Consider the following 26,151-nt stretch of genomic DNA (forward strand, 5'->3'; position numbering starts at 1 on the left):
CCCGGTCCCCCCACGGGACAAGTGAACATGAACGCCTCACTGAAATCCGTAGAATTCGAGCGCCCCGCACCGAGCGGCGCCACTTGCGTCGCCCATGCGTGGGCGCGTGTCCCGGAGGCGCCGTCGCAGGAGGAACGCGCGGCGCTCAAGGCCAGAATCAAGCGTTTGCTCGTCGAGCAGAACGCCGTGCTGGTGGCGCATTACTATGTCGACGCCGATTTGCAGGACCTCGCCGAAGAGACCGGCGGCTGCGTGGCCGACTCGCTGGAGATGGCCCGTTTCGGCCGTCATCATTCGGCCAGCACGCTGGTCGTGGCGGGTGTGCGGTTCATGGGCGAGACGTCGAAGATTCTCAGCCCCGAAAAGCGCATTCTGATGCCGGACCTCGACGCGACCTGCTCGCTGGATCTGGGGTGCCCCGCCGACGAGTTCGCGGCTTTTTGTGACGCGCATCCCGATCGCACGGTCGTTGTCTACGCGAACACGAGTGCGGCGGTAAAGGCGCGGGCCGACTGGATGGTCACGTCGTCCATCGGGCTGGAAATCGTGGCGCACCTGCACGCGCAGGGCAAGAAGATCCTGTGGGCGCCGGATCGGCATCTGGGCAGCTATGTCCAGAAGCAGACGGGAGCCGACATGCTGTTGTGGCAGGGGGCGTGTCTCGTTCACGACGAGTTCAAGGGCACCGAGCTGGAATTGCTGCGTCGTGAATATCCGAATGCGAAGGTGCTGGTGCATCCGGAGTCGCCCGCAGCGGTGGTGGCGCAGGCCGATGTGGTCGGCTCGACCTCGCAGATGATCGCCGCCGCGCAGACGATGGAGGCCACCGAGTTCATCGTGGCCACCGATAACGGCATTTTGCACAAGATGCGTGCCGCGGCACCGGGCAAGCACTTTATCGAGGCGCCGACGGCGGGCAACAGCGCGACGTGCAAGAGTTGCGCGCACTGCCCGTGGATGGCCATGAATAGCCTGCAGAACCTGGCCGATGTGCTGGCGTCGGGTCGAAACGAGATTCACGTCGATCCGGAGATCGGCCGCCGCGCGCACACCTGTATCGACCGTATGTTGAAGTTCGCCGAGGCGCGCAAGCAGAACGTGCGCGCAAGCGGCGATTTCGCGCGCGACGGCGCGCTGTTTTCCGGCGTGGGCCCTGCATGATGACACCATCGAAAGCGCTAAATACCGAAGCCGCGCTGTCCCCGCATTTCGCGACTTTCGGCGAACCGCTCGAGACGGCGCTCGCGCGTAATGTGCGCGACGCGCTTGCCGAGGACATCGGGGCGGGCGATCTGACAGGCCTGCTCGTGCCGTCGGAAGAAATGGCGCACGCGCGCATCGTGGTACGTGAGTCGGCGGTGCTGTGCGGCGTGCGCTGGTTCGAGCAATGCATGCGTGGCGTCGACGCCTCCGTGCGTGTGCAATGGCATTACCGCGAGGGCGAGCGCATGACGCCGGACTCGGTGGTGTGCGACATCCACGGACCGGCGCGCGCGTTGCTCACGGGCGAGCGCACGTCGATGAACTTCCTTCAGATGCTCTCCGGGGTGGCCACGGCAGTCCGCCGATACGCGGACATCGTGGAAGGCACGAAGGCGCGGGTGCTCGATACGCGCAAGACGTTGCCGGGGCTGCGCCTCGCGCAAAAGTTTGCCGTGCTTGTGGGCGGCGGGGCGAACCAGCGGCTGGCGTTGTACGACGGCATTCTCATCAAGGAAAACCACATTGCCGCCGCAGGCGGCATTCGTCAGGTGCTGGCCAACGCCGATCGTCTGGCGGACGGCGCGCCCGTGCAGATCGAGGTTGAGTCGCTCGAAGAACTCGAGACGGCGCTGGAGTGCGGCGCGAAGTCGATTCTGCTCGACAATTTCACGTTGGAGATGATGCGGGAAGCGGCGAGAGTGTCCGACGGGCGTGCGGTGCTCGAAGCCTCGGGTGGCATCAATCTCGAAACGCTGCGCGCGATTGCGGAGACGGGCGTCGATCGTATCTCGGTCGGCAGTCTGACCAAGGACATTCGCGCGACCGATTACTCCATGCGCATCGTTGAGACGGTCGGATAACGCGTCCGGGGCGGTGCCGACGGCCCTCCCGTTCCCATGTGAAAAGCGGCCACAGGTATACCTGTGGCCGTTTTGTTGCCCGCTCGAATGCGGGCGACGCGCGGCACGCGAGGATTTGCAGGCCTTGGCGAGTGTGGCGTCAGCGCACGCGACGGGGTAGCGCGGGGGAGAGCACGGTCGGTAGTGCCTTCGGCAGGGTGTCGGGGAAGTCTCGCGAGAAATGCAGGCCGCGGCTCTCGTGACGCGATAGCGCGCTGTCGACGATGAGCGACGCCACGTCGACCAGATTGCGCAGCTCCAGCAGATCGCGCGTGACTCGGAAGTTCGCGTAATACTCGGCGATTTCCTCGCGAAGCAGGGCAATACGATGTTGGGCGCGTTCCAGGCGCTTCGTCGTTCGCACGATGCCGACGTAGTTCCACATCATGCGCCGCAGCTCGTCCCAGTTGTGCGCCACCACGACTTCTTCGTCCGCATCCGAGACGCGGCTTTCGTCCCAGGCGGGGACATCGGTGGTCACGGGCGCCGTTGTCCCGCAGCGCTCGATGTCCTGCGCCGCCGCCTTGCCGAGCACGAGACACTCCAGCAGCGAATTGCTCGCCAGACGGTTGGCGCCATGCAGGCCGGTGTAAGTCGCTTCGCCCACGGCGTAGAGGCCCGGCAAGTCGGTGCGACCGTGCATGTCGGTGACGATGCCGCCGCACGTGTAATGCGCGGCCGGCACGACCGGAATGGGTTGCTTCGTGATGTCGATGCCCAATTCGGCGCAGCGCGCCAGAATCGTGGGGAAGTGCTCCTGCAGGAATTCCGGGCTCTGGTGACTGATGTCGAGATACACGCAGTCCAGCCCGTGCTTTTTCATCTCGAAGTCGATGGCCCGGGCGACGATGTCGCGCGGTGCCAGTTCGGCGCGCGGATCATGTTGCGGCATGAAGCGGGTACCGTCCGGCAAGACGAGACGACCGCCTTCGCCGCGCACGGCCTCGGTGATCAGGAACGACTTCGCGTACGGGTGATAGAGGCACGTCGGATGGAATTGGATGAATTCCATGTTCGCGATCCGGCACCCGGCCCGCCAGGCCATCGCAATGCCGTCGCCGGTGGCCGTGTCGGGGTTGGTCGTGTACAGGTAGACCTTGCCGGCGCCGCCCGTGGCGAGCACCGTGTGGCGAGCCGTCATCGCGTGGACTTCGCCCGTCGCGAGATCCTGAACGTAGAGGCCCTGGCAGTGACGACCGGCAGTCGGCGCGCTATGCGCGCGGTCCGACGTGATCAGGTCGACGGCGAAGTGATTCTCGAAGAGGGTGATGTTGGGGTGCTGGCGCACGCGTTCGGTGAGCGTGGCGATCACGGCGTGGCCAGTGGCATCGGCGGCGTGAATGATGCGCCGGTGGCTGTGACCGCCTTCACGCGTCAGATGAAAGCCCAACTCGGCGGCGTCGTCGCGGGTGAACGGCACGCCCTGCGCGATCAGCCATTCGATGGCTTCGCGGCTGTGCTCGACGATGCAGCGCGTGGCGGCCTCGTCGCAAAGGCCGGCGCCAGCGATCAGCGTGTCGGCCACATGCTCGTCGACACTGTCGGTCGAGTCGAGGACGGCGGCGATGCCGCCCTGTGCCCAGTCGCTTGCACCCTCGGGCATGGGGCGTTTGGCGACCAGCGCCACACGGCAGGTATCGGCCAGATGCAGGGCGACGGACTGGCCGGCAAGTCCACTGCCGACGATGACGACATCGAAATTCATGATTCGCGCGGTGTCTGGGATCTGCGCGACACATGTGGCGCGATCCCGGGGTGAAAGATGAGCCAGTATAGCGAGTCAATACGCGCTTGACACATCGCCCTATGCGCACATCGTGGAAATTGTGCGCGGTGCCACTACGCATAGCGTAGCGTTGCGAATTTCGGGACGTCCAAATGAAAAACCCCGCCAGAGGCGGGGTATCGAACGCAGCAGCGAACTGCTGCGAGAAAACCTGTTGATCTTATTTGATCTTGGTTTCCTTGTAGGGCACGTGCTTACGAGCCACCGGATCGAACTTGCTGATTTCCATCTTTTCCGGATGGGTACGCTTGTTCTTGGTGGTCGTGTAGAAATGACCCGTGCCTGCGGTCGATTCCAGCTTGATCTTGTCGCGAGCGCCTTTTGCCATGATGAGCTCCTAAAACTTAGATGGCGTTGCGCGAACGCAGGTCGGCCAGAACGGAGTCGATGCCGTTCTTGTCGATCAGGCGCAGGCCCGCATTCGAAATGCGAAGGCGCACCCAACGGTTTTCGCTCTCAACCCAGAACCGGCGATTTTGCAAGTTCGGGAGAAAACGGCGCTTGGTTTTGTTGTTGGCGTGGGAAACGTTGTTGCCGACCATCGGCGCTTTCCCGGTCACTTGACATACGCGTGCCATGAAGCACTCCTAACCCAGAATTCTGTGTAAAAAAATGGTGAGTCGAAAAGACAGACCGCGATGATACCACAAAAATCCCAGACAAATCAATCGCTTTAGTCGATGTAGGATGCGAGTCCCTGGCGGGAAACGTCTGTCGGAGATTCGGGGAAGGGACGGATTATAGCGCAAGCGCAGCCCGAACGCGACTCGACTGCCAAATTTCCGTGCAAGTGTTGTAGCGCGTCACCATCCACCATGCTCCGCGAGCGAGCAGACGGTGTCGCCGGCCACGATGAAATGGTCGAGCAACCGGATTTCCAGCAAGGCCAGGGCCTCGCCCAGTTGCCGCGTGAGCGTGAGATCGGCCGCGCTCGGCATGGCCACGCCCGACGGGTGGTTGTGGGCGACGATGACCGAAGCGGCATGCACCTCCAGCGCGGCCCGCACGATTTCGCGCGGGTAGGCGCATGTTTGCGTGAGGGTGCCTTCGAACATGACCCGTGTGCTCACGAGCCGGTGAGATGCGTCGAGAAACAGGCAGGCGAAACGTTCGCGGGAGGGGTCTTGCAGCGTGAGGCGCAGGTAGTCGCGGACCGCTGCAGGAGACTCGAGCAGACTCCCTGAGGCCATGCCTTCGCCCAGCATGCGTCGCGCCACTTCGACGGCCGCCTGGAACTGCAGGGATTTCGCCTGACCGAGGCCCGGAATCTGCCGCAGGGTCTCGAACGGCGTGACGAGCAGCCGCGCCAGGGACCCGCTGCGTGCGAGCAATTCGCGTCCGAGGTCGACGGCATTGCGTCCCTGCGAACCGGTGCGCAGCAGGATGGCAAGCAACTCGGCGTCGGACAGGGCGCCAGGCCCTCGGGCCAGCATTTTTTCACGGGGACGCTCGGCGAGCGGCCATTGGGCAATGGACATGACGACGACTCCACAGGCGGTCACGCCGCGCGCATGATCGCGGGTGCCGCATCGGTCACCAGGGCGGCGGCCGGTTATGGGGACGCTGCACCGTCGGACGAAAATCGGAGCAGCTTTTGATGGGGAGCCGGACGCGCAACGCGTCGTCATTTACAATAATAGCTTGACCTTGCTTTGAGACCCCCATGAGTTCTGTCGCACCCCCCGTGGTTCAAGACGATTCCTATCTGACGCTCCACTATCGGATTGCCGCGCCGGACGGCGCTGACATTGTCAACACTTTCGACGGCACACCGGCCACGCTGCAGCTCGGCGGCGGTCAGATGGCGCCGACACTGGAGCAAGCGTTGCTGGGATTGAAGGTGGGGGAGCGGCGCAGCATCGAGCTGGCGCCCGAGCAGGCCTTCGGTCCGCGCAACCCGGAACTGCTGCAACGCGTCTCGATGAAGACGTTGCAGGAAAACAGCAATTTCGGCGAGGAGTACAGCGTGGGCGATCTGGTCGAGTTCAACGCGCCGAGCGGTGGCCGCTATGCGGGCATCCTCCGCGAACTGGGCGACGGCTGGGCCTTGTTCGACTTCAACCATCCGCTGGCCGGCCAGCCGATCGTGTTCGAAGTCCAGATTATCGGCATTCTGTAGGAATCGAAATGAGCGCCACCCAAGTCGTTGCACCGACGCTGTCGGATGCGGAAATCCTGTTGGCTCAGCCGCGTGGCTTTTGCGCCGGCGTCGACCGCGCGATCGAGATCGTCGAGCGCGCCCTCGCCATGTATGGCGCGCCGATTTACGTGCGTCACGAAATCGTGCACAACGCGTACGTCGTCGAGAATCTGCGCAAGAAGGGCGCGATCTTCGTGGAAGAACTCACGGACGTTCCGCCGGGCAACACGCTGATCTTCAGCGCCCATGGCGTATCGCAGGCGGTGCGGGCCGAAGCGGAAGCACGCGGACTGCGGATTTTCGATGCGACGTGCCCGCTTGTCACGAAGGTGCACGTCGAAGTCGCCAAGATGCGCAGCCAGGGGCTCGAGATCATCATGATCGGCCACAAGGGTCATCCGGAAGTCGAGGGGACAATGGGCCAGTCGGGCGAGGGCATGTTCCTCGTCGAGACGATCGACGACGTGATGTCGCTCGAGGTCGCGGACGAAAGCAAGCTGGCGTATGTGACGCAGACGACGCTGTCCGTCGACGATGCCGCCGAGGTCATCAACGCGCTCAAGCAACGCTTTCCGTCGATCACCGAGCCGAAGAAGCAGGACATCTGCTACGCCACGCAGAACCGCCAGGACGCGGTGAAGTTCATGGCGCCACAGTGCGACGTAGTGGTGGTCGTGGGCAGCCCGAACAGCTCGAACTCGAATCGGTTGCGTGAAGTGGCCGAGAAAATGGGCGTGCCGGCGTATATGGTGGATTCGCCCGACCAGTTGCAGGCCGCGTGGTTCGACGGCAAGCGTCGTATCGGCGTGACCGCCGGCGCGTCGGCGCCGGAAGTGCTGGCGCAGTCGATCGTGTCGCGCTTGCGCGAGTTGGGTGTCAATCAGGTCAAGGTGCTCGAGGGTGTGGAGGAGAACATCGCGTTCCCGCTGCCCAAGGGGCTTACGCCGGTAACGACCGGCTGACGCCGGGCAGGAGGCGTACAGCAAGCGGGCTTTGCACGCCGACGAGGTCCCGCGACACGCGGGCCGCGCGCCCGATCCGCAGAACCGCTCAGGGCGCCAGCCGCCGGAGCTCCCCGAACCGGGTGACACGTTGCGTGCCCCGGTTTTTTTGCGCCCGCAGCAAAGCGTTGCAGTGGGTCATGCCTTACCCGACTCGCATTCGGCGAATCCCTCCTTCCCGGGATGAATCCCCTTGCGGAATCTTCGCGTTCCCGGCGCTCCATTTGCAAATAATCCGCACGACGTATTTATTGGCTTCTGACGTATCATCAGCCAAAACCGAATGGCGTCAGTTTTAATTCAACACATAAAGAATTGCGGCGCATTGATGAATTCCGGTTTTCCGGAATCTAATTATTTATATATTCCCTTAATTAGAATGAATGCTCTAACCCGGTTGGGCACGCTAATTGCTTATTAAATTGGCGGGCTGCTCAAGCCCATATATGGTGCATTGGTTGCACCACGAAGCCACCCGGGGCAGTGCGACCGGGTATGTAAAACCTTTCACAATTCCGGGGTTGCACTTTTGAAAAAATAGGGTTGTACAAGTTGGTATAAAACCTTAGTCACCGATTATGGAAAACCCTGTGGCGGCGAGCATCGCAGCCGCAAAGAATGGAGTTACAATGCGCGCGTTTCGCATACGAAACGTCGAATTGGCGTCATTGGCGTTAATCAATATACGCCGACAATCAGGAGATAATCACATGCACCTCAAGTTCGCGAAGGTACTGCCCGTAGTCGCCGCAGTGACGCTGTTGGCGGCCTGCGGCCAGAAGGAAGAAAAGCAGGCCGATTCGGGTGCCGCTTCTGCACCCGCCGCGACGACTGCCGCCAGCGGGGGCGGCGATGCGGTTGTAGTCAAAATTGGCCACGTTGCACCGCTGACGGGCCAGATTGCTCACCTGGGCAAAGATAACGAAAATGGTGCACGCCTGGCCATCGAAGAGGCCAACAAGGCCGGCCTGACGATCGACGGCAAGCCGGTCAAGCTGGAACTGGTGGCTGAAGACGACGCCGCCGATCCGAAGACCGCCACGCAGGTTGCCCAGAAGCTCGTCGACGAGAAGGTCGTCGCCGTGGTGGGCCACCTGAACTCCGGCACGACGATTCCGGCTTCGAAGATTTACAGCGATGCGGGCATCGTGCAGATCTCCCCGTCGGCCACCAACCCGGCCTACACGCAGCAGGGCTTCAAGACGACCTACCGTGTGGTCGCCACCGATGCCCAGCAAGGTCCGGCGCTGGCCAACTACGCCACCAAGTCGCTCAACGCCAAGTCGGTCGCCATCGTCGACGACGCGACGGCCTACGGCAAGGGGCTGGCCGACGAGTTCGAGAAGACCGCCAAGGCCAACGGCATGAAGGTCCTCTCGCACGACGCGACCAACGACAAGGCCACGGACTTCCGCGCGATTCTGACGAAGATCAAGGGTGAGCGTCCGGACATCATCATGTACGGCGGCATGGACGCGACCGGCGGCCCGTTCGCCAAGCAGTCGAAGGAACTGGGCATCGGCGCCAAGGTGCTCGCCGGCGACGGCGTGTGTACCGACAAGGTGGCCGAGCTGGCCGGCGACGCCATCGACAACATCGTCTGCTCGGAAGCGGGCATGGCGCTGTCGAAGATGGAAAACGGCGCGGACTTCTCCAAGCGCTATGAAGCCCGCTTCAACCAGCCGATCCAGATCTACGCCCCGTTCACGTACGACGCCGTCAACGTGATCATCGACGCCATGAAGCGCGCCAACTCGGCCGACCCGGCGAAGATCCTGGCCGCCATGCCGGCCACGGACTACAAGGGTGTCATTGGCCACATCGCCTTCGACAGCAAGGGCGACATGAAGGAGCCGGTGATCACGCTCTACAACTACAAGGACAAGAAGAAGAGCGTGCTCGACGTGGTGAAGATGTAACTCCCGGGCGCTTGCGCCATGAGACGGCACCGTTGCCTACCCGTTCGGTGCCGTTTCTTCATCTGCGGAACGATGCCGTGCCTGCATGACGGGCACGGCCCCTTTCCTGACACAGGATTACGCCTCATTACCCGCAGTTCTCTCGACCCCCTCGCGCGCCCTATCGGGCAAGCGTGTCGAGAGCCCGTTTTCGGGACAAGGAGTTAGCTTCATGGATATCTTTATCCAACAAATCTTGAACGGCCTCGTGCTTGGCAGCGTCTACGCGATCATTGCACTGGGCTATACGATGGTCTATGGCATTCTGGGCATCATCAACTTTGCCCACGCCGACGTGATGATGATCGGCGCGATGGTCGCGCTGTCCACCATCAACCTGTTGCTGAAGATCGCGCCGGACATGAACCCGGCGCTCATGCTGGCCATTGCCACACTCGTGTGCATGCCGGTCTGTGCCTTGACCAACTTCGTGATCGAGCGCGTGGCCTACCGGCCGTTGCGCAACGCGCCGCGTCTCGCGCCGCTGATCACGGCCATCGGCGTGTCGCTGCTCCTGCAGACGATCGCCATGCTGATCTGGTCGCGCAACCCCCTCTCGTTCCCGCAGTTGCTGCCCACCGACGCCATGACCGTGATCCCGCAACGCGGCGAGCATGCGGGTGCCGTGACCAATGGCACGGGCATCGTGATCGTCGTGGTCGCCTTCCTCGTCATGTTCGGTCTCACGCAACTCGTGAACCGCACCAAGCTCGGCCGCGCCATGCGTGCGACGGCGGAAAACCGCAACGTCGCGGGCCTGATGGGCGTGAACCCCAACTTCGTGATCTCGGCGACCTTCGCGCTCGGTGGCGGCCTCGCGGCGCTCGCGGGCGTGATGATGGCGTCGAACTACGGCAACGTCCACTTCTACATGGGCTTCATTCCCGGCATGAAGGCGTTCACGGCGGCAGTGCTCGGCGGCATCGGCAACCTGCAGGGCGCCATGGTCGGCGGCGTGCTGCTCGGCCTCATCGAAGCGTTGGGCGCCGGCTACATCGGCGATCTGACCGGTGGCGTCTTCGGCAGCAACTACCAGGACGTGTTCGCTTTCGTCGTGCTGATCGTGGTGCTGGTGTTCCGTCCGAGCGGTCTGCTCGGCGAACGCGTGGCCGATCGTGCTTGAGCGGGGAGGATCGATACCATGAATCAACCCGTGCAAACCTCCAACGGCGGCACCACGCAGATTTCTGCGGCGGCCGCCACGCGCAAGGCCTATCGTGGCCTGGCGTTCTTCCTGATCGCCGCGATCTTCGCGCCTGTGCTCGTCGGCTATGCCGGCGGCAACTACTGGGTGCGCGTGCTCGATTTCGCGCTGCTCTACATCATGCTCGCGCTGGGCCTGAATATCGTGGTGGGCTTCGCCGGCCTGCTCGATCTGGGTTACATCGCGTTCTATGCGGTGGGCGCGTACGTCACGGCATTCCTCAGTTCGCCGCACCTCACCACGCAGTTCGAATGGATCGCGCATCTGTTCCCGAACGGACTGCATGTGCCGGTGTGGTTCACGATTCCGATCGGGGCGGCGGTCGCGGCGATATTCGGCATCCTGCTCGGTGCGCCGACGCTGCGCCTGCGCGGCGACTATCTGGCCATCGTGACGCTGGGCTTCGGCGAGATCATCCGCATCTTCATGAACAACCTCGACCGGCCGGTGAACATCACCAATGGCCCGAAGGGGATCACCGGCATCCAGCCCGCATCGCTGTTCGGCTTCGATTTCTCGAAGGCGCATAGCGTCTTCGGGTTCCAGGTCAGCTCGGTGTACATGTACTACTACCTGTTCGTGTTCCTTGCGCTGCTCATCGCGTTCGTCTGCGTGCGCTTGCAGCATTCGCGCATCGGACGCGCCTGGGTCGCGATTCGTGAAGACGAAATCGCCGCCAAGGCGATGGGCATCAACACGCGCAACATCAAGTTGCTCGCATTCGCCATGGGCGCGTCGTTCGGCGGTGTTGCCGGCGGCATGTTCTCGGCGTTCCAGGGCTTCGTCTCGCCCGAGTCGTTCACTTTCTGGGAGTCGATCATCGTGCTCTCGATGGTGGTGCTCGGCGGCATGGGCCACATTCCGGGCGTGATCCTGGGCGGTGTGCTGCTCTCGGCGTTCCCCGAGGTGCTGCGCTCGACCATGGGCCCGTTGCAGACGCAGTTGTTCGGTAGCGTCATCGTCGATCCCGAAGTGATCCGGCAGTTGCTGTACGGTCTGGCCATGATTCTGATCATGCTGTACCGTCCGGCCGGCCTGTGGCCGTCGCCGCGTCCGGAAGAGCGGACACTGTAAGTCGAGGGAGACGATCTGACTATGAGCGAACAAATTCTTCTGTCCGTCAAGGGCGTGAACAAGCGCTTCGGCGGTCTGCAGGCCCTCACCGATGTGGGCCTGGAGATCCGGCCGGGGCAGATTTACGGGCTGATCGGCCCGAACGGCGCCGGCAAGACCACGTTCTTCAACGTGATCACCGGTCTCTACACCCCCGACTCGGGCGAATTCCGTCTCGACGGCACGTCCTACAAACCGACTGCCGTGCACGAAGTGGCGCGCGCGGGCATTGCCCGCACGTTTCAGAACATTCGCCTGTTCGGTGGCATGACCGTGATCGAGAACGTCATGGTCGGTCGCCACGTGCGCACGAAGATGGGCGTGATCGGCGCCATTCTTCGCCATCCGGGGGCGAAGGCCGAAGAGCGCGCCATTCGCGATCGTGCGATGGAGCTGCTCGAATACGTGGGCGTGGCGAAGTATGCCAACTACACGGCGGCGAACCTCTCGTATGGCCACCAGCGCCGTCTGGAGATCGCGCGTGCGCTGGCGACCGATCCGAAGCTGCTCGCGCTCGACGAGCCGGCCGCGGGCATGAACGCGACCGAGAAGGTCGAGTTGCGCGGCCTGCTCGACAAGATCCGCAGCGACGGCAAGACGATTCTGCTCATCGAGCACGACGTGAAGCTGGTGATGGGGTTGTGCAATCGCATGACGGTGCTCGATTACGGCAAGGTGATTGCCGAAGGTTTGCCGCAGGATGTGCAGAAAAATCCGGCGGTGATTGAAGCGTATCTGGGTTCGGGAGGCCATTGATGAGCGCAATGTTGACGATCAAGGGCCTGAAAGTCGCGTACGGCGGGATCAAGGCGGTCAAGGGCATCGACCTGAGCATCCAGCCCGGTGAACTGGTGACGCTCATCGGCGCGAACGGCGCCGGCAAGACGACCACGATGAAGGCGATCACGGGGCTGCTGCCGTGGGCCGATGGCGACATCGAGTACCTGGGCAAGTCGATTCGCGGCGTGAAGGCGTTCGATCTGCTCAAGCAAGGCTTGGCGATGGTGCCGGAAGGTCGCGGCATCTTCACGCGCATGACCATTCTCGAGAACATGCAGATGGGCGCCTATCTGCGCAACGACAACGCGGGCATCAAGCAGGACGTCGACAAGATGTTCGGCATCTTCCCGCGTCTGAAGGAGCGCAAGGACCAGCTCGCCGGCACGCTCTCGGGCGGTGAGCAGCAGATGCTCGCCATGGCGCGTGCACTCATGAGCCAGCCCAAGCTGTTACTGCTCGACGAGCCGTCGATGGGGCTCTCGCCGATCATGGTCGAGAAGATCTTCGAGGTGGTGCGCACGGTGTCGGCGGAGGGCGTGACGGTGCTGCTCGTGGAGCAGAACGCGCGTCTGGCGCTGCAGGCCGCCCACCGCGGCTACGTGATGGACAGCGGGCTCGTCACCATGACCGGCGACGCGAAGGACATGCTCGACGATCCGAAGGTGCGTGCCGCCTACCTGGGCGAGTGAGTCGGCGGCGATCCGTCGGCAAGCGCCGACGTGATCGCATCGCGACGAGACAAGGGCGCCGAAGGCAACTTCGGCGCCCTTGTTTTTTTGCGTGTGCGCGCCGTTCCGCTGTGTCAGTGCGATAGCCAAACGTTCGCGGGCGACATGAGCGGCAGGCGCTTGCCGAGGCTCACCACGTCGTCGGCCGCGTAGCCATGTGCCGTGTAGAACGCCAGGGCTTCGCGCGATTGGGTGAGCACTTGCAGATTGAGCTTGAGGCAACCACGCTCGGCCAGCGCGGCTTCCGCGTGGCGCAGCAGGGCGCTTGCCACGCCGCGGCGGCGCAGCGCGCGCGCGACGGCCAGCGAATACACCCAGCCGCGATGCCCGTCGTAGCCGGCCATCACCGTGCCGGCGATCTTGCGATCGCGCACGGCAACGAAGAACAGACCGTCGCGCATCGCCACCTTGTTGGCGATCGAGCGACGCGGTTCGCGATGCGGCTTGTCCGGGGCGTTGTATTCCGGGAACGCGTCGCGCCACAGCGCCAGCACCGCGTCGGTGTCGGCGTTGTCGAACGCGCGGATATGAATCTCGGCGGGCGTGGCGATCATGGCGCTTCCTGTGGGCCGGTGTAGATATCGGGGCGGTGGATCTGCATCATCTTGTTGACCGGACCGAGCGGTTCGAAGCCATAACGGGCATAGAGACCCGCGGCATCGGTCGTGGCAAGCAGAAACCGACGCAGGCGCTGCAGCGCGGGATGCGCCAGCACATTTTCGCAAAGGCGCTTGCCGATGCCCAGGCCGCGCATCGACGGATCGACGAACACATCGGCAAGGTAGGCAAAGGTGGCACGGTCGGTAATCACGCGCGCGAAGCCGACCTGACGCGACGGCCCGCCTTCGACGTGTGTGGCGTACGCGCCGAAACACAGCGAATTCGCGACAGCGCGCATGAGCGTGTCCCTGGGAATGTCCCTGGCCCAGTGCGTTTGTGTCGAGAGCGCGTAATGAATGTAGGCGATGTCGAGCCGTGCCGGATCGGACGAGATCTCGACGATGGCGTCGGCCGGTGGGGTCGGGTGCCCGTGGCTGAGGTCGTTCATGGAAGGGGTCTCCGTGGATGTCTTTGGGGCGCCGTGTGCGGCATTGCCCCGGGGCATTCCCGGGGCGCCGGCGCCGACGGCCTGGGGTCAGCCGTGCCTCGCGAGCAGCGAATCGAGCATCGAGAGCATCTGATCGATCTCGTCCCGACTTACGTTCAGCGCGGGCATGAAACGCAGCAGCCCGGGACGCGGCGAGTTCAGCAGCAGGCCATCCGGGGCCATGTCGCGCGCGGCCTCGACCAACTGCGGACCGATGTCGCGACCGAGCATCAGCGCGCGCAGCAAACCCGCGCCGCGCTCGCCCTGGCCGCCGTAGCGCGAGGACAGATGTTGCAGGCCGGCGCTCAGATAGTCCGCCTGCGCCCGCACGAATTCGAGAAAGCCCGGTGCGGCGAGGGTGCGCATGACCGCGAGGCCGACGGCGCACATGAGCGGGTTGCCGTTGTAAGTCCCGCCCTGGTCGCCGGGCTGGAACACCGCGAACGCGTCGCCGCACAGCATGGCGGCGAGCGGCACGCCGCCGCCGATGCCCTTGCCGAGCGTCATGATGTCGGGCACCACGCCGGCCTGCTGATGCGCGAACATCGTGCCCGTGCGTCCGCATCCGGTCTGGACTTCGTCCACGATCAACAACAGGCCGCGCGCCTTGGTGAGTTCGCGCAGCGCCTTCATGAACGTGTCGGTCGCCGGCACCACGCCTGCTTCACCCTGAATGGGTTCGAGCATCACGGCAACGGTGTCGGGGCCGATGAGGGCTTCGACCGAGGCGATATCGTTGAGCTCCGCCTTCGGGAAGCCCGGCACCTGGGGCGCGAAGATCGTGTCCCAGCCGGGCTTGCCGCTGGCCGACATGGTGGCCAGCGTGCGGCCATGAAATGCGTTCTTGAACGTGATGATCTCGTAGCGCGCACCGCCTGCCGCGTTCGGGTGCAACTGCCCCCACTTGCGCGCGAGCTTGATGGCGCTCTCGTTTGCCTCGGCGCCGCTGTTGGCGAAGAAGACCTTGCCGAGTCCGGAGAGCCGTGCGAGCAGATCGGCCAGTTCGATCATCGGCACGTTGTAGTACGCCGGGCTTGGGTTGAGCAGCAGCGAGCCTTGCGTGGCGAGCGCATCGCGCATCACCGGATGACAGTGGCCGAGGCTGTTCACGGCCCAGCCCTGGATGAAATCCAGGTATCGCTTGCCTTCGTGATCGTAAAGCCAGCCGCCCTTGCCGTGCGTGAACACGAGATCGGGACGCGTCGTGATGGGGAGCAGCGCACCGGTGGCGAATTCGGAGAACTTCGCGCTGCGCGCCGATTTTGATGCGGCGGGTGCGGGGGTGGCGGACGTTTGGGCAAGCGACATGACGGTCTCCGAAGGGCAAGGTGGAAGAGACGAGGAAATAAAAAAAGCCACGGGGGTTGCCCGTGGCTTCGCTGTGCTTGAGAACTTGCGTGTTATCGCAGTCGATAGCGTGCCGCGCGGCATCCCGGTTGGGGCAGCGTACGGCGACGTCGGATCGAGGCGATGGCGGTCAGGTTCATGTTGGCAAGCATAAAGCGCTCAAGCGGCGCTTGTCAAAGGGTATGCACGCACTGTGGCGTGCGTGCATCTGCGGGCCGGCGCGATGTGGCGCCGCGTGTCACTGACCACCGCCCGGATTGTCGGCCTCGGTGGTGAAGGCGTCGGCGAAGAAGGCGTCTTCCGGCAGCCGGTGGTGGGCGACGAAGTCGCGGCGTGCGGACTCGACCATCACCGGCGCGCCACAGGCGTATACCTCGTAGCCCGACATATCGGGCAGGTCTTCGGCCACGGCGCGGTGCACGAAGCCCGTGCGGCCTTGCCACTGGTCTTCCGGCGCGGCCTCGGAGAGCACGGGCACGAACTTGAAGCCAGGGATCTCTCGCGCCCACTGCTCGGCGAGGTCACGCATGTAGATGTCTTTCAACTGACGCGCGCCCCAGTAGAGCGTCATCGGCCGCGTGAGCCCCTTGTGAACGGCGTGCTCGACGATGGCCTTGATCGGCGCGAAGCCGGTGCCCGAGGCCAGCAGCACGATCGGCTTGTCCGAGTCCTCGCGCAGGAAGAACGTGCCGAGCGGGCCTTCGAAGCGCAGGATCTCGCGCACCTTCATGTGGCCGAACACGTGGTCCGTGAACACGCCGCCGGGCATGTGACGCAGGTGCAGCTCCATGAAGCCTTCCTCATGGGGGGCGGTGGCCATCGAGTAGCTGCGGCGCCTGCCGTCCTTCAGGATGAATTCGATGTACTGGCCGGCAAGGTACTGGAACCGCTCGTTGGCGGGCAGTTGCAGGCGCATGACCATCACATCGTCTGCGCGACGCTCCAGCGCGTTCACCCGGCACGGCAGCCGCTTGACCGGAATGTCGCCGATGCCCTTGACCTCGCGCGATTCCACGATCAGATCGCTCTTGGCGTGCGCGCAGCACAGCAGCGCGAAGCCGCGCGTTTCCTCGTCCTTCGACAATGCGGAACTCGAGTGCGCACCATGCTCGGCGGCGCCCTCGACGAGCTTGGCCTTGCACGACCCGCAACCGCCGTTCTTGCAGCCATAAGGCAGCCCGATGCCCTGGCGCAGCGCCGCGGAAAGCACGGCCTCGCCGTCTTCGACCTGGAACTCGCGCCCGCTCGGCACGAGGGTAACGTTGTAAGCCATACTACAATCCGAAAAATGAAAAATTCGTCGAAACTCTTCGGTCGTCCGCGCCTGCTCGTGGTGGGCTGCGGCGACGTCGGCATGCGTGCACTGCCCGCCCTCGTCAAGCGCTTTCGCGTCTTCGCGGTGACTTCCAGCGATGCGCGCCACGCGGCCTTGCGCGCGGCCGGCGCCGTGCCCGTCGTCGCGAATCTGGACGATGCCGCGAGTCTGCATCGCATCGGCCGCCTGGCGCCTCGGGTGTTGCATCTGGCGCCGCCCGCCGGGGTGGCCGGCAGCGGCCGGCTGGACCTTCGCACCCGCCGCTTGCGCGCCGCGCTGACCCGAGCGCCGAAGCCCGTCATTGTACCCGACGAGGGGCATCGGGCCATGCCACGACAACCGCGCCGGATATTGGTCTACGCGAGCACCAGCGGGGTGTACGGCGACTGTGGCGGCGCGCGGGTGAACGAGACACGCACGCCGTCGCCGCGCTCGCCGCGCGGGCAGCGGCGCGTCGACGCGGAGCGCACCGTGCGCATGCTGGGTCGTCCGGCATCGCACGCCCGGAACACGCGGCGCACCCTGGCAGCCGGACCCGCGCGCGCCTTGAGCCCGACTGCCGGCGGCGCGCGCGCGGGCTGGCGTGGACCGGTGCACGCGCGCACCCCGTGGCGCACGACGCTCGTACGCATTCCCGGCATCTACGCGGCCGACCGTCTGCCCGTGGGGCGTCTGCAACGCGGCACGCCGGCATTGCTGCCGGCCGACGACGTCTTCACCAATCACATTCATGCGGACGATCTCGCCGCGATCCTGATTCGCGCGATGTGGCGGGGCAAGACGCAACGCGTGATTCATGCGAGCGACGACACCGAGTGGCGCATGGGCGAGTACTTCGATCGGGTGGCCGATGCACTCGGGCTACCGCGGGCCCCGCGCGTGTCGCGCGACGAAGCCCAACGTGTGCTGGAGCCGACCCTGCTGTCGTTCATGTCGGAATCGCGTCGGCTCGACAATACGCGCCTCAAACGCGAGTTGGGCTACCGGCTGGCATATCCGGACGTGGCGGCGCTGCTGGCCACGCTTGCGCCTCTGCGCCATCCAACCCTTTCCGTCCCCTCGGCGTCCCCGGCCCCGTCCGTGCCACCCGGTGATAGCGCCTGAACGGGGGGGTGACGATCGGCCGCAACGGTGCGAGTCCCGTCGTGGCCTCGCGCAGGTCGCTCTCGCCGGGCGTCGTGAAAGGCGTCACGGCTCGGGAGCACGTTAATGGCTTGCGCGCGGCGCGGACCTGTTGGCGATCCTAATCAATGGGGCGGTGCAAGCCGATTCCAGTTGTTGAGACTTTGTGATCAGCGTTGAACCGCCCGATTACGGCAGCGCGCGCGCGCCTTCCGGCAGTTCCGGGTGCGCCGGCGTCGGATAGGTCAGGCGCGGGAGCGGCGCGCCGGGGCGGCGTACGACGGTCTGATCGACGACCGCTTCGACGTCGGCCGTCTCTGCGAGCGCCTTGATGAACTTGGCCATGGGAAAGCCTGGCGCGACGCAGCCCTGCACGACGACGATGCGGCGCTGGAAGGTGAGCCAGAGCGATGTTTTCGACGCCCACGGCAACGCGGCGGCCAGGCTCGAGAGTCGGCGCTGGGCTGACTCGGCGATCTCGGCGTCGTATCGATAGCTGTTTGACAGGCGGCATCGCCCCTCCAGCCAGCAGTGGTTGCCTTTCTCGATGCGGTGATGCGCCTCGGCAAGCCAGTCCGACTCGCGCATGGCAGGCCCCAGCGGGGTTGGGCAGTCGGCGATGGCCGATGAAATGTGAAGGAACGGATCGTGGCCGAAATTGCGCAGCTCGCCTTGCGCGCCGGGGCCCACGGACGCGCCGGGCAAGGCGTCCGGCGCGGCCTGCGCGTGGGCGAGTGCAAGGCTGGCGAGCGCAGCGCACATGGCGGCGCGGCTGCACAACGTGAAGATGGCTCGGCACATGCTGCCTCCGATGCCCGTCTCGGGCGGTGCGGACCGCGCCGTGGTGTCGGCGCGGGTACGGCCGGAAAGCTATAATTGCATGCTATGCCGCGCAACGTCGGCTTATTTTCCAAATTTCTGGCTTTTCGCGACTGCGGCGTTTTCGTCGCGGTCCGGAGGCGCCTTTCCAATCCTTTCTTACATAAGGATTGAGCGTCATTCTATAAGATGCTTCGGCCAACGCCGGAACGGGCGGACGTGCAAACTTCGGTGCCTCTCGACATCGAGGAGAGCACGAATCATGTCCACTGGGATCGGCGCGCCGGGGGTAGCACCGCATCGGGCCTGGCGTTTGCCGGGGCAGGGATCGGCGTCGAGCGTCCGCAGGCGGCGCGCCTCGTCGTCGCCGGATCGATTTTCGAGTGCGCTGAAGGCGCTCTCCAGTATGCCGGCCGTGCCCCATTTCAATTACCGAGAGAGATTCATGAGTCTGCATGTCCTTCTGGTCGACGACGATCCCGTCGTGCGCGACCTGCTGCGCGAATTGCTGCATGCCAATGGCATGCAGGTCTCGGTGCTGCACGACGGGGCGTCGTTGCTGCGCCGCCTCGAACTCGAGCGCCCGTCGGTGATTCTGCTCGACATCATGATGCCGGAGCGCGACGGCCTGCGCGCGCTTCAGGACCTGAGAGCCGCCGGCGAAGACATCCCGGTCATCATGCTGTCCGCGCGCGGCGGGCCGCTCGACCGGGCGCTCGGGCTCGAGCTGGGGGCCGACGACTATCTGGCCAAGCCGTTCGATCCGCGCGAATTGCTCGCCCGAATTCACGCCGTGCTGCGCCGCCGCGGGCCCGTGGCGGCGAGCGCGCCCGACGCACGCGCGCCGTATCGTTTCGGGCCGTTCGAGCTCGATTACTCGCTACGCACGTTGCTGCGCGAGGGCGAGCGGCTGCCACTGCGCGACACCGAATTCGCCATGCTCAAGGCGTTCACGCAGCATCCGATGCAGGTGCTGCCGCGCGTGAAACTGCATGCCATGCTGTACGGCGACGGCATTGCCTTTCGCGACCGGAGCCTGGACGTGCCCGTGTGGCGCCTGCGGCGTCTCATCGAGGCCGACCCGTCCGAGCCGCGCTACATCCAGACGATTCGCGGCAAGGGGTACGTGTTCGTACCGGGCGGTGAATTGTCCGAGGACGCCGCGTCCGAGACGGGCGAACGCTCCGGAGGCGCGGAAGGGACGGGCGGTGTCGGCGGCGCCGACGATCTCGATGCCGATGCCGGCGGCATGCCGCTTGCGCCCGCTGCGGCGAACCGTGGCGCCGTGCGCGGCTGGCGGGAGTCGACGGCGTGAATTGGCGCCGGTTGCTGCGCGACTCGTTGTTTGCGCGCATGGCATGGCTGGGCATTGCCGTCTTGCTGGTGATGCATTTGGTGTGGAGCGCGTTGGTGTTCTACCAGCGCCCTCGCCAGCAGGTCGACGGCTTTGCGCGCGGACTGCTCGTGGCCATTCGGAGCGTGGATCAAAGCGCCGTCGATCCGGGCAGTCTCGCGCCGCCGCACGGCTTGCGCCGTGTGCCATTGGCCGACGCGCCGGCGTTTGCCGCCGAAGCCGACGACGCGCGTGCGTCGCGGCTGCGGCATGAATTGCTCTCGCGTCTGCCGCCGGGCACGCAGTTGCATCTGGTCAACGAGCGCAAGCGCGGCAATCTGTGGGTGCTGCTGCCCGAACACACGGAATGGATCGTCATCGGCCTCGATCTGCCGCCCATGCCGCCGTTCGTGCGAGAGACGGTCGGCATTCTGATCGGTGCCGTGCTGCTCGCGCTGCTCGTCGCCTGGCAAATGCAGCGGCCCATCGCCCGCGTGGCGCAGGCCGCCCGTGTAATCGCCCGCGGGCGCCGCCCGGCGCTGCTGCCGGAGCAAGGACCGCACGAACTGCGCGACCTATCGCACGCGTTCAACGACATGGCCAAGCGCCTGGCCGAGGCCGAGGACAATCAGGCGATCATGCTCGCCGGCATTGCGCACGACCTCAAGTCGCCGCTCACGCGACTGCGTCTGCGCGCGGACCTGATCGACAACGAAGGCTCGCGCGAAGGCTTCGTGCGCGACATCAAGTCCATCGATCACATCGTGCAGCAGTTCCTCGCGTACGCCCGCGATGAGGCGGACACGAGCCCGCTCGTAAGCGTCGACGCGTTCCTGCGCGAGCAATTTCCGGCGGATGAAGACACGCAAGCCCCGTCGACACCGGGCGCCTGCCCTGCCGCTCCCGTGCCATCCATCCCGGTCACCGTGCCGGGATCGGAGGCGTCATGTGCCTCGAATGCGCCGGCGGCCGACGCGCCGAACGAAGACGGTTCGCTGTTCGTTTGTCACCTGCGCGCGGGCGAAGCGTTTCAGCTTCCGCGCACGCTGCTCGATCGGGTGATGTCGAACCTCGTGGACAATGCGCTGGAGCATGGCGAGCCGCCGGTGCGGCTCGCAACGTGGTGCGACGGCGCGGCGGGGTACATCGAAGTGAGCGATTGCGGCGCGGGGATCGCCGAGGATCAGGTGGCGCTGGCGATGCGCCCGTTCGTACGGCTCGACGCGTCGCGCGGCGGCGAGGGGCACTGCGGACTCGGTCTGGCGCTCGTCGGCCGTCTGGTGGAGGGGCTCGGGGGGAGTGTTCGGCTGGACAGGTCGCCAGGCGGTGGCTTGCGGGTGACGCTGTGCCTGCCGATCCTGCCGGGGCTCTCCGGACGCCCGGTATGCCGGGGACAGGACGCGGCAGGCGCTCGGGCCGCCGGATCGATGGCGTGACGCCGCAGGGGCGGCGTCGCCCCGTCGCCGCCCGATGTCAATAGATTTCCGGCACGATCATCTCGGGCGGAACGGGGTGACGCATGTAGTCGTCGCTGCGCGCGCGCTCGGGCAGCACCACCGGCGAGCGCTCGACGTCGTGATAAGGCACCTGCGCGAGCAGGTGGTGAATGCAGTTCAGCCGGGCGCGCTTCTTGTCGTCGGCCTGCACGACCCACCAGGGCGCTTCGGGAATATGGGTGCGTTCGAGCATGACTTCCTTGGCCACGGTGTATTTCTCCCAGCGCGTACGGCTTTCGAGATCCATCGGGCTGAGCTTCCATTGCTTGAGCGGGTCCTGAATCCGCGCCATGAAGCGCGCTTCCTGCTCTTCATCGGAAATCGAGAACCAGTACTTGACGATCTGGATGCCGCTGCGCACCAGCATCTTTTCGAACTCGGGCACCGAGCGGAAGAACTCCTCGTATTCGTCCTGGGTGCAGAATCCCATCACGTGCTCCACGCCCGCGCGGTTGTACCAGCTGCGGTCGAACAGCACGATCTCGCCCGCTGCGGGCAGATGCTGCACATAGCGCTGAAAGTACCACTGCGTGCGCTCCCGGTCGTTGGGCGCAGGCAGGGCGGCCACGCGGCATACACGCGGATTCAGGCGCTGGGTGATGCGTTTGATCGCACCGCCCTTGCCGGCCGCGTCGCGGCCCTCGAAGATCACGACGAGGCGGTGACGGCTGCGGATCACCCAGTCCTGGAGCTTGACGAGCTCGCCCTGCAGCCGGAACAGATCGCGGAAATAGTGCAGACGATCGTCTCGCGCGGCATCGGTCAGGTCGTTCAGGCCGGGCAGGCGAAGATCATCGATCTCCATCTCGATCTCTTCGTCGTAGCTGTCGATCAGGTCGTCCTGCAGACGGCGCGCGAGCCTGTCGTCGGGCGTATGGGCGGCGTCGGAATCGAATTTGGTCATGGCGGCGATCTCTTGCGAGCCGGAAAGACGAAGGGCACCCGTAAAGTCCGGGGGGGGGGCGACGGGCAGACGGCCTGCGCCGTGGCGCCGGGCGGAGGGCCGCGTTCGGCGCGTTCGTGAGGCTGCGTCGAGTATGCGACGATTTTATGACAACCGCATGGCGTTGACGAACGCGTGGCGCCGGCGAAGCCGGCAATTGCGCAACTGCGCGACGTATGGGGTGCCAGAGTCTCGTTGCGCGGCGGCGCCGGTGAAAGCGTTGTCACGAAAGCGAAATATGACATTGTCATGATGGCCCCTCCCACCGCCATGCGGTGCGGCACCCGTGATTCCTCTCGCTCGTTCAGACACCGCGCGCATGTTCGCTGACCTGATTCACAACGCTTACGGCTGCGATCAGGCCGGCCTGATCTATGGCTACCGCTTCGTCGATGGCGCGTCGCCGGAGCCGATCGATTCGGACGACGCGCTGGCGTGGCTGGCGCAGGGCGAGCGTGCGCAGGGATTTCTATGGCTGCATTTCAACTTCGCGCATGCGGCATGCGAGAAGTGGCTGCAACAGCACCTGTCGATCCCCGGCGAGTTCTACGACAGCCTGAGCGAGGGGTCGCGCTCCACGCGCATCGAACATTCCGACGACTGGCTGCTGGCCGTCATCAACGACGTGATCTTCGCGTTCGATATCGCGCAATCCGAAATTTCAACGCTACGTGTGGCGGCCAACGCACGACTGCTGGTGACCGGACGCGTAAAGCCATTGCGCTCGATCGACAAGCTACGCGCGTCGGTCAAGCGCGGCGACGCCTTCCGCTCGCCGCTTGCGCTGCTGGTGCACCTGCTGCGCGACCAGGCCGACGTGCTCGAGCGCATCGTGCGCGAGACGAGCCGCCGGGTCGATACGGTCGAAGACCGCCTGTTGCAGCAACGCATCGAGAGCAATCGCGCCGATCTGGGCTCGCTGCGCCGGGTGCTCGTCCGGCTGCAGCGTCTGCTGGCGCCGGAGCCTGCCGCGCTGTTTCGCCTGCTCAGCCGCCCGCCGGCCTGGGGCCACGCGGAAGACGTGCAGGAGTTTCGCCAGGCGACGGAGGAGTTCGCGGTGGTGCTCAACGACCTCTGCGCATTGCTCGAGCGCATCAAGCTGCTGCAGGAAGAGATTGCGGCAATGGTGAGCGAACGCACGGATCGCACCATCTACACGCTCACCGTCGTGACGGTGCTGGCGTTGCCTATCAACATCGTGGCGGGCTTCTTCGGCATGAACGTGGGCGGTATTCCGCTCTCGGATCATCCTCACGGCTTCTGGGTCCTCGTGGCGATTGTCGCCACAGGCACGGCGGCGGCGGGCTGGTGGGCGTTTCGCCGGCGGCCGGAGTGATCGCGGCGGCGCAACGGCCGCCCGAACCCCATCGCCGCCGCCATGTCACGCGCTCCGTGACGATCGCCGAACATTCCGGCGTCGCGGGTGGGCCGTGCTTTAAACGATCGTTCAAAACCAAGGTTTGAAGTCGACTGCGCGCATCTTACGCGGGCTCGGTGCGTTGCTGCGGGGGAGGCGATGGCAAAACCGTGCGGCGCACGTCCATCTCATTATTCAAAATTCCATTTGCATGACGAACTAAATGGGCAGCGAAAGCATTCGTCTTCCTCGTATAATTCTTCGAATCGAGGATTGACCAGAGAGAGTCCATTCAACCGCTTTCAGGCGAGGAGACCGACAATGAAGTGTCCCCCTGTATCGCCGATGGAAACCGAGAGACTCGCGGCGCTGGCTGAATACGGTCTGGGAAGTGACCGTCCGCTGCCGAGTCTCGATGCTGTTGTCCAGATCGCCGCGCGCATGTTCGACGTGCCGGTGGCCGCGGTCAACATGGTTGGCGATGATCATGTATTTTTTGCCGCGGCCACGGGGTTTGGTTGCGACGGCGTCGACATGAGTCGCGACGCTTCGTTCTGCGCACACGCGATTCTTCAGGACGGCGTGATGGTCGTGCCGGACACGCACGCCGACGAGCGTTTCCATGACAATCCGCTCGTCACCGGCGCCGCGAGCGTGCGGTTTTACGCCGGCGTGCCGTTGCTGTCGGTCGGTGGCCACGCGCTCGGGGCGATCTGCATCATGGACACACAGCCGAATCCCCATTTCTCCAACGTGGATCGAGAGCGCCTGCGAGAACTGGCGAAGATGGCGTCCGATCGTCTCGAACTGCGCCGCGTCGAATTGTTTATCGAGCGCGACAGGCACACGTTCGCCGAGCCCGAGCGTCGGTCGCCGACGGCCATGATCCGCTTCAGTGCCACCGGCGAGATCCTAGACTGGAATCAGGCCGCTGCCTCGCTCTATGGCTACGACGTGGCCGAGGGCCGCGGGCGTGCCGTCCTGTCGCTCGTCTCCGATCGGGGGCGCGGGCCGCTGTACGACCACTTCGAACAGGCTGTGCTCGCGGGCACGGTCGACGGCATGGCCATGCCGGAAAATCTGTTCGGTTTACGAAAGGACGGAAGCGAGTTTCCGATGAGCGTCTCGCTGTTTTGCTGGCGAGAGAACGGCGTGCCGACGTTCAATGCCCATGTTCACGACCTGGGGGTGGCGCGGCGCGAGGCGGATGCGGACCGGAGTCTGGCGAGCACCGATGCGCTTACCGGCGTGGCGAATCGCGCGCGCTTCTACCGCGACACGGAGGTGGCATCGGTATGCCGCAACGGCGCCGCCGTGGTGATCCTCGATCTGGACGGCTTCAAGGACGTCAACGACACGCTCGGGCATGCGGTGGGCGACGCCATTCTGCGTGAAGTCTCCCGGCGCCTGTGTCGCAGCGTTCGGCCGATCGATACGGTCGCGCGCGTGGGCGCCGACGAATTCGGGCTGCTGCTGCCGGGGGTGACCACGGCCGCCGATGCGCGGCATCTTGCGGACGCGGCGGCCGCCGCCGTGGCCGAGCCGATGGTCGTCGACGGCTTCGACGTGCGGGTCACGGCATGCTGCGGCATCGCGGTCAAGCCGATGCATGCCAAGGAGGCGTTGAGCCTGATCAGCAATGCCGATCTGGCGCTCTCGCGTGCCAAACGGCACGGTCCGAGCCAGGTCTTCGTCTACGTTGATGCCCTGCGTGCGGAGGCCGTCGAGCGCCGCGTCTACAACATCGAATTACATCGCGCGGTGAGCGACGGCGAGTTCGTGTTGTTCTACCAGCCGCAGGTGGATTTGCGCGACGGCTCGCTCACCGGTGCGGAAGCGTTGATTCGCTGGCGACATCCGCAGCGCGGTCTGCTCTCGCCCGCGGCGTTCCTGCCGGCGCTCGAACGCGGGCCGCTCGCGGCCACCGTCGGTGCGTGGGTGATCGACGAGGCATGCTCGCAGGCCGCGTTCTGGCGGCGTCAGGGCGCGCCGCAGTTCCGGATGGGGGTGAACCTGTTCGGCTTGCAGTTCCGCGTTGGGAACATCGCCCACGACGTGATGACGGCGCTCGACCGGCATGGATTACCGCCCCACGCGCTGGAGCTCGAAGTCACCGAGGGCATCGTGCTCGAAGACGACGTGGTGCTCGACGCGTTGCAGCGCCTTCGCGGGCACGGCGTGGGCATCGCGTTCGACGACTTCGGAACGGGGTATGCCTCGATCAGCCAGCTCAGGCGCTATCCGCTCAGCCGAATCAAGATCGACCGGTCGTTCGTGCAGGCCATGATGGAGGCCGAGCGCGATGCGTCAGTCGTTCGCGCCCTCGTGGACATGACGCGCAGCTTCGACCTGCACACGATCGCCGAAGGCGTGGAGACCGTGGCGCAACGCGACACGTTGCGGCGGTTCGGATGCGACGAAGGTCAGGGGTACCTGTTCGGCGTGCCGATGCCCGCGCGTGAGTTCGGGGAGACCTTCGGCATCGGGCAGGGGCCCCAGCGCCGGTGGAGCTTCGCGTGA

The 26,151-nt window shown here is 65.0% G+C and carries 23 protein-coding genes and 1 pseudogene; 14 read left to right on the forward strand and 10 right to left on the reverse strand.

Annotation, left to right across the window (positions count from 1 at the left end):
- Window positions 1–27 precede the first annotated feature (27 nt).
- On the forward strand, window positions 28–1,161 hold the full coding sequence (gene nadA, locus PMO31116_RS15845; protein WP_150567570.1) for a quinolinate synthase NadA: 1,134 nt from the start codon (window positions 28–30) through the stop codon (window positions 1,159–1,161).
- On the forward strand, window positions 1,158–2,063 hold the full coding sequence (nadC, locus tag PMO31116_RS15850; protein ID WP_150567571.1) for a carboxylating nicotinate-nucleotide diphosphorylase: 906 nt from the start codon (window positions 1,158–1,160) through the stop codon (window positions 2,061–2,063). The genes nadA and nadC overlap by 4 nt, the downstream gene beginning before the upstream one ends.
- Window positions 2,064–2,202: 139 nt before the next feature.
- Here nadC and nadB read toward each other — a convergent pair whose 3' ends face one another.
- The 4 genes from nadB to radC form a co-directional block, all read right to left on the reverse strand.
- Window positions 2,203–3,807 (reverse strand): L-aspartate oxidase, encoded by a 1,605-nt coding sequence (gene nadB / locus PMO31116_RS15855; RefSeq protein WP_150567572.1) that lies wholly within the window; start codon window positions 3,805–3,807, stop codon window positions 2,203–2,205.
- A 241-nt stretch (window positions 3,808–4,048) separates the two neighbouring features.
- Window positions 4,049–4,216 (reverse strand): 50S ribosomal protein L33, encoded by a 168-nt coding sequence (gene rpmG / locus PMO31116_RS15860; RefSeq protein ID WP_010807102.1) that lies wholly within the window; start codon window positions 4,214–4,216, stop codon window positions 4,049–4,051.
- 16 nt (window positions 4,217–4,232) lie between these two features.
- Window positions 4,233–4,466 carry a 50S ribosomal protein L28 gene (gene rpmB / locus PMO31116_RS15865; protein ID WP_023594592.1) on the reverse strand — a complete coding sequence of 78 codons (234 nt, stop codon included), beginning with the start codon at window positions 4,464–4,466 and terminating at the stop codon, window positions 4,233–4,235.
- A gap of 225 nt (window positions 4,467–4,691) precedes the next feature.
- A complete protein-coding gene (radC, locus tag PMO31116_RS15870; protein WP_150567573.1) occupies window positions 4,692–5,366 on the reverse strand; it encodes a RadC family protein in 675 nt (224 codons plus the stop codon).
- A gap of 185 nt (window positions 5,367–5,551) precedes the next feature.
- Between radC and PMO31116_RS15875 the strand changes: the two genes are divergently transcribed.
- The 7 genes from PMO31116_RS15875 (at window position 5,552) to PMO31116_RS15905 (ending at window position 12,773) form a co-directional block, all read left to right on the forward strand.
- A complete protein-coding gene (locus tag PMO31116_RS15875; RefSeq protein WP_150567574.1) occupies window positions 5,552–6,007 on the forward strand; it encodes an FKBP-type peptidyl-prolyl cis-trans isomerase in 456 nt (151 codons plus the stop codon).
- 8 nt (window positions 6,008–6,015) lie between these two features.
- Window positions 6,016–6,990, forward strand: a complete 975-nt coding sequence (gene ispH, locus PMO31116_RS15880) for a 4-hydroxy-3-methylbut-2-enyl diphosphate reductase (protein WP_150567575.1) — start codon at window positions 6,016–6,018, stop codon at window positions 6,988–6,990.
- Window positions 6,991–7,739: 749 nt separating this feature from the next.
- The gene (locus tag PMO31116_RS15885) at window positions 7,740–8,948 is read left to right on the forward strand and encodes a branched-chain amino acid ABC transporter substrate-binding protein (protein ID WP_150567576.1); all 1,209 of its coding nucleotides are present in this window, start codon (window positions 7,740–7,742) and stop codon (window positions 8,946–8,948) included.
- Window positions 8,949–9,159: 211 nt separating this feature from the next.
- Window positions 9,160–10,110 (forward strand): branched-chain amino acid ABC transporter permease, encoded by a 951-nt coding sequence (locus PMO31116_RS15890; RefSeq protein WP_023594597.1) that lies wholly within the window; start codon window positions 9,160–9,162, stop codon window positions 10,108–10,110.
- 18 nt (window positions 10,111–10,128) lie between these two features.
- Window positions 10,129–11,265: an ABC transporter permease subunit gene (locus tag PMO31116_RS15895; protein ID WP_246185325.1), complete on the forward strand. Its 1,137-nt coding sequence runs from the start codon at window positions 10,129–10,131 to the stop codon at window positions 11,263–11,265.
- Window positions 11,266–11,286: 21 nt separating this feature from the next.
- A complete protein-coding gene (locus PMO31116_RS15900) occupies window positions 11,287–12,060 on the forward strand; it encodes an ABC transporter ATP-binding protein (RefSeq protein ID WP_150567577.1) in 774 nt (257 codons plus the stop codon).
- Window positions 12,060–12,773, forward strand: coding sequence for an ABC transporter ATP-binding protein (locus PMO31116_RS15905; protein ID WP_150567578.1), 714 nt, complete (start codon window positions 12,060–12,062; stop codon window positions 12,771–12,773). The genes PMO31116_RS15900 and PMO31116_RS15905 overlap by 1 nt, the downstream gene beginning before the upstream one ends.
- Window positions 12,774–12,886: 113 nt before the next feature.
- On the opposite strand, the gene PMO31116_RS15910 is transcribed toward PMO31116_RS15905, so the two are convergent.
- The 4 genes from PMO31116_RS15910 to PMO31116_RS15925 all read right to left on the reverse strand — a co-directional run bounded on the left by PMO31116_RS15910 (window position 12,887) and on the right by PMO31116_RS15925 (window position 16,519).
- On the reverse strand, window positions 12,887–13,366 hold the full coding sequence (locus PMO31116_RS15910; protein ID WP_150567579.1) for a GNAT family acetyltransferase: 480 nt from the start codon (window positions 13,364–13,366) through the stop codon (window positions 12,887–12,889).
- Window positions 13,363–13,860 (reverse strand): GNAT family N-acetyltransferase, encoded by a 498-nt coding sequence (locus tag PMO31116_RS15915; protein WP_150567580.1) that lies wholly within the window; start codon window positions 13,858–13,860, stop codon window positions 13,363–13,365. Before PMO31116_RS15915 ends, PMO31116_RS15910 begins: the two co-directional genes overlap by 4 nt.
- 87 nt (window positions 13,861–13,947) lie before the next feature.
- Window positions 13,948–15,207 (reverse strand): acetylornithine transaminase, encoded by a 1,260-nt coding sequence (locus PMO31116_RS15920; RefSeq protein ID WP_150567581.1) that lies wholly within the window; start codon window positions 15,205–15,207, stop codon window positions 13,948–13,950.
- Between the two features lie 277 nt (window positions 15,208–15,484).
- Window positions 15,485–16,519, reverse strand: a complete 1,035-nt coding sequence (locus PMO31116_RS15925) for a CDP-6-deoxy-delta-3,4-glucoseen reductase (protein ID WP_150567582.1) — start codon at window positions 16,517–16,519, stop codon at window positions 15,485–15,487.
- Window positions 16,520–16,534: 15 nt separating this feature from the next.
- Here PMO31116_RS15925 and PMO31116_RS15930 point away from each other — a divergent pair, with 15 nt between their 5' ends.
- Window positions 16,535–17,665 (forward strand): Rossmann-fold NAD(P)-binding domain-containing protein, encoded by a 1,131-nt coding sequence (locus PMO31116_RS15930; RefSeq protein WP_246185326.1) that lies wholly within the window; start codon window positions 16,535–16,537, stop codon window positions 17,663–17,665.
- A gap of 207 nt (window positions 17,666–17,872) precedes the next feature.
- On the opposite strand, the gene PMO31116_RS15935 is transcribed toward PMO31116_RS15930, so the two are convergent.
- The gene (locus tag PMO31116_RS15935) at window positions 17,873–18,484 is read right to left on the reverse strand and encodes a hypothetical protein (RefSeq protein WP_150567583.1); all 612 of its coding nucleotides are present in this window, start codon (window positions 18,482–18,484) and stop codon (window positions 17,873–17,875) included.
- A gap of 463 nt (window positions 18,485–18,947) precedes the next feature.
- Between PMO31116_RS15935 and PMO31116_RS15940 the strand changes: the two are divergent.
- Together PMO31116_RS15940 and PMO31116_RS15945 are read left to right on the forward strand one after the other, a co-directional pair.
- A pseudogene (locus PMO31116_RS15940) lies at window positions 18,948–19,649 on the forward strand (response regulator); the annotation flags it as partial.
- Between the two features lie 164 nt (window positions 19,650–19,813).
- The gene (locus tag PMO31116_RS15945; protein WP_150567585.1) at window positions 19,814–21,271 is read left to right on the forward strand and encodes an ATP-binding protein; all 1,458 of its coding nucleotides are present in this window, start codon (window positions 19,814–19,816) and stop codon (window positions 21,269–21,271) included.
- Between the two features lie 37 nt (window positions 21,272–21,308).
- Here PMO31116_RS15945 and ppk2 read toward each other — a convergent pair whose 3' ends face one another.
- Window positions 21,309–22,235: a polyphosphate kinase 2 gene (gene ppk2 / locus PMO31116_RS15950; protein WP_150567586.1), complete on the reverse strand. Its 927-nt coding sequence runs from the start codon at window positions 22,233–22,235 to the stop codon at window positions 21,309–21,311.
- 358 nt (window positions 22,236–22,593) lie between these two features.
- Here ppk2 and PMO31116_RS15955 point away from each other — a divergent pair, with 358 nt between their 5' ends.
- Together PMO31116_RS15955 and PMO31116_RS15960 are read left to right on the forward strand one after the other, a co-directional pair.
- The gene (locus tag PMO31116_RS15955) at window positions 22,594–23,610 is read left to right on the forward strand and encodes a transporter (protein ID WP_150567587.1); all 1,017 of its coding nucleotides are present in this window, start codon (window positions 22,594–22,596) and stop codon (window positions 23,608–23,610) included.
- A 342-nt stretch (window positions 23,611–23,952) separates the two neighbouring features.
- The gene (locus PMO31116_RS15960; protein ID WP_150567588.1) at window positions 23,953–26,151 is read left to right on the forward strand and encodes a putative bifunctional diguanylate cyclase/phosphodiesterase; all 2,199 of its coding nucleotides are present in this window, start codon (window positions 23,953–23,955) and stop codon (window positions 26,149–26,151) included.

The organism is Pandoraea morbifera, from assembly GCF_902459575.1.
Lineage (GTDB): Bacteria > Pseudomonadota > Gammaproteobacteria > Burkholderiales > Burkholderiaceae > Pandoraea > Pandoraea morbifera.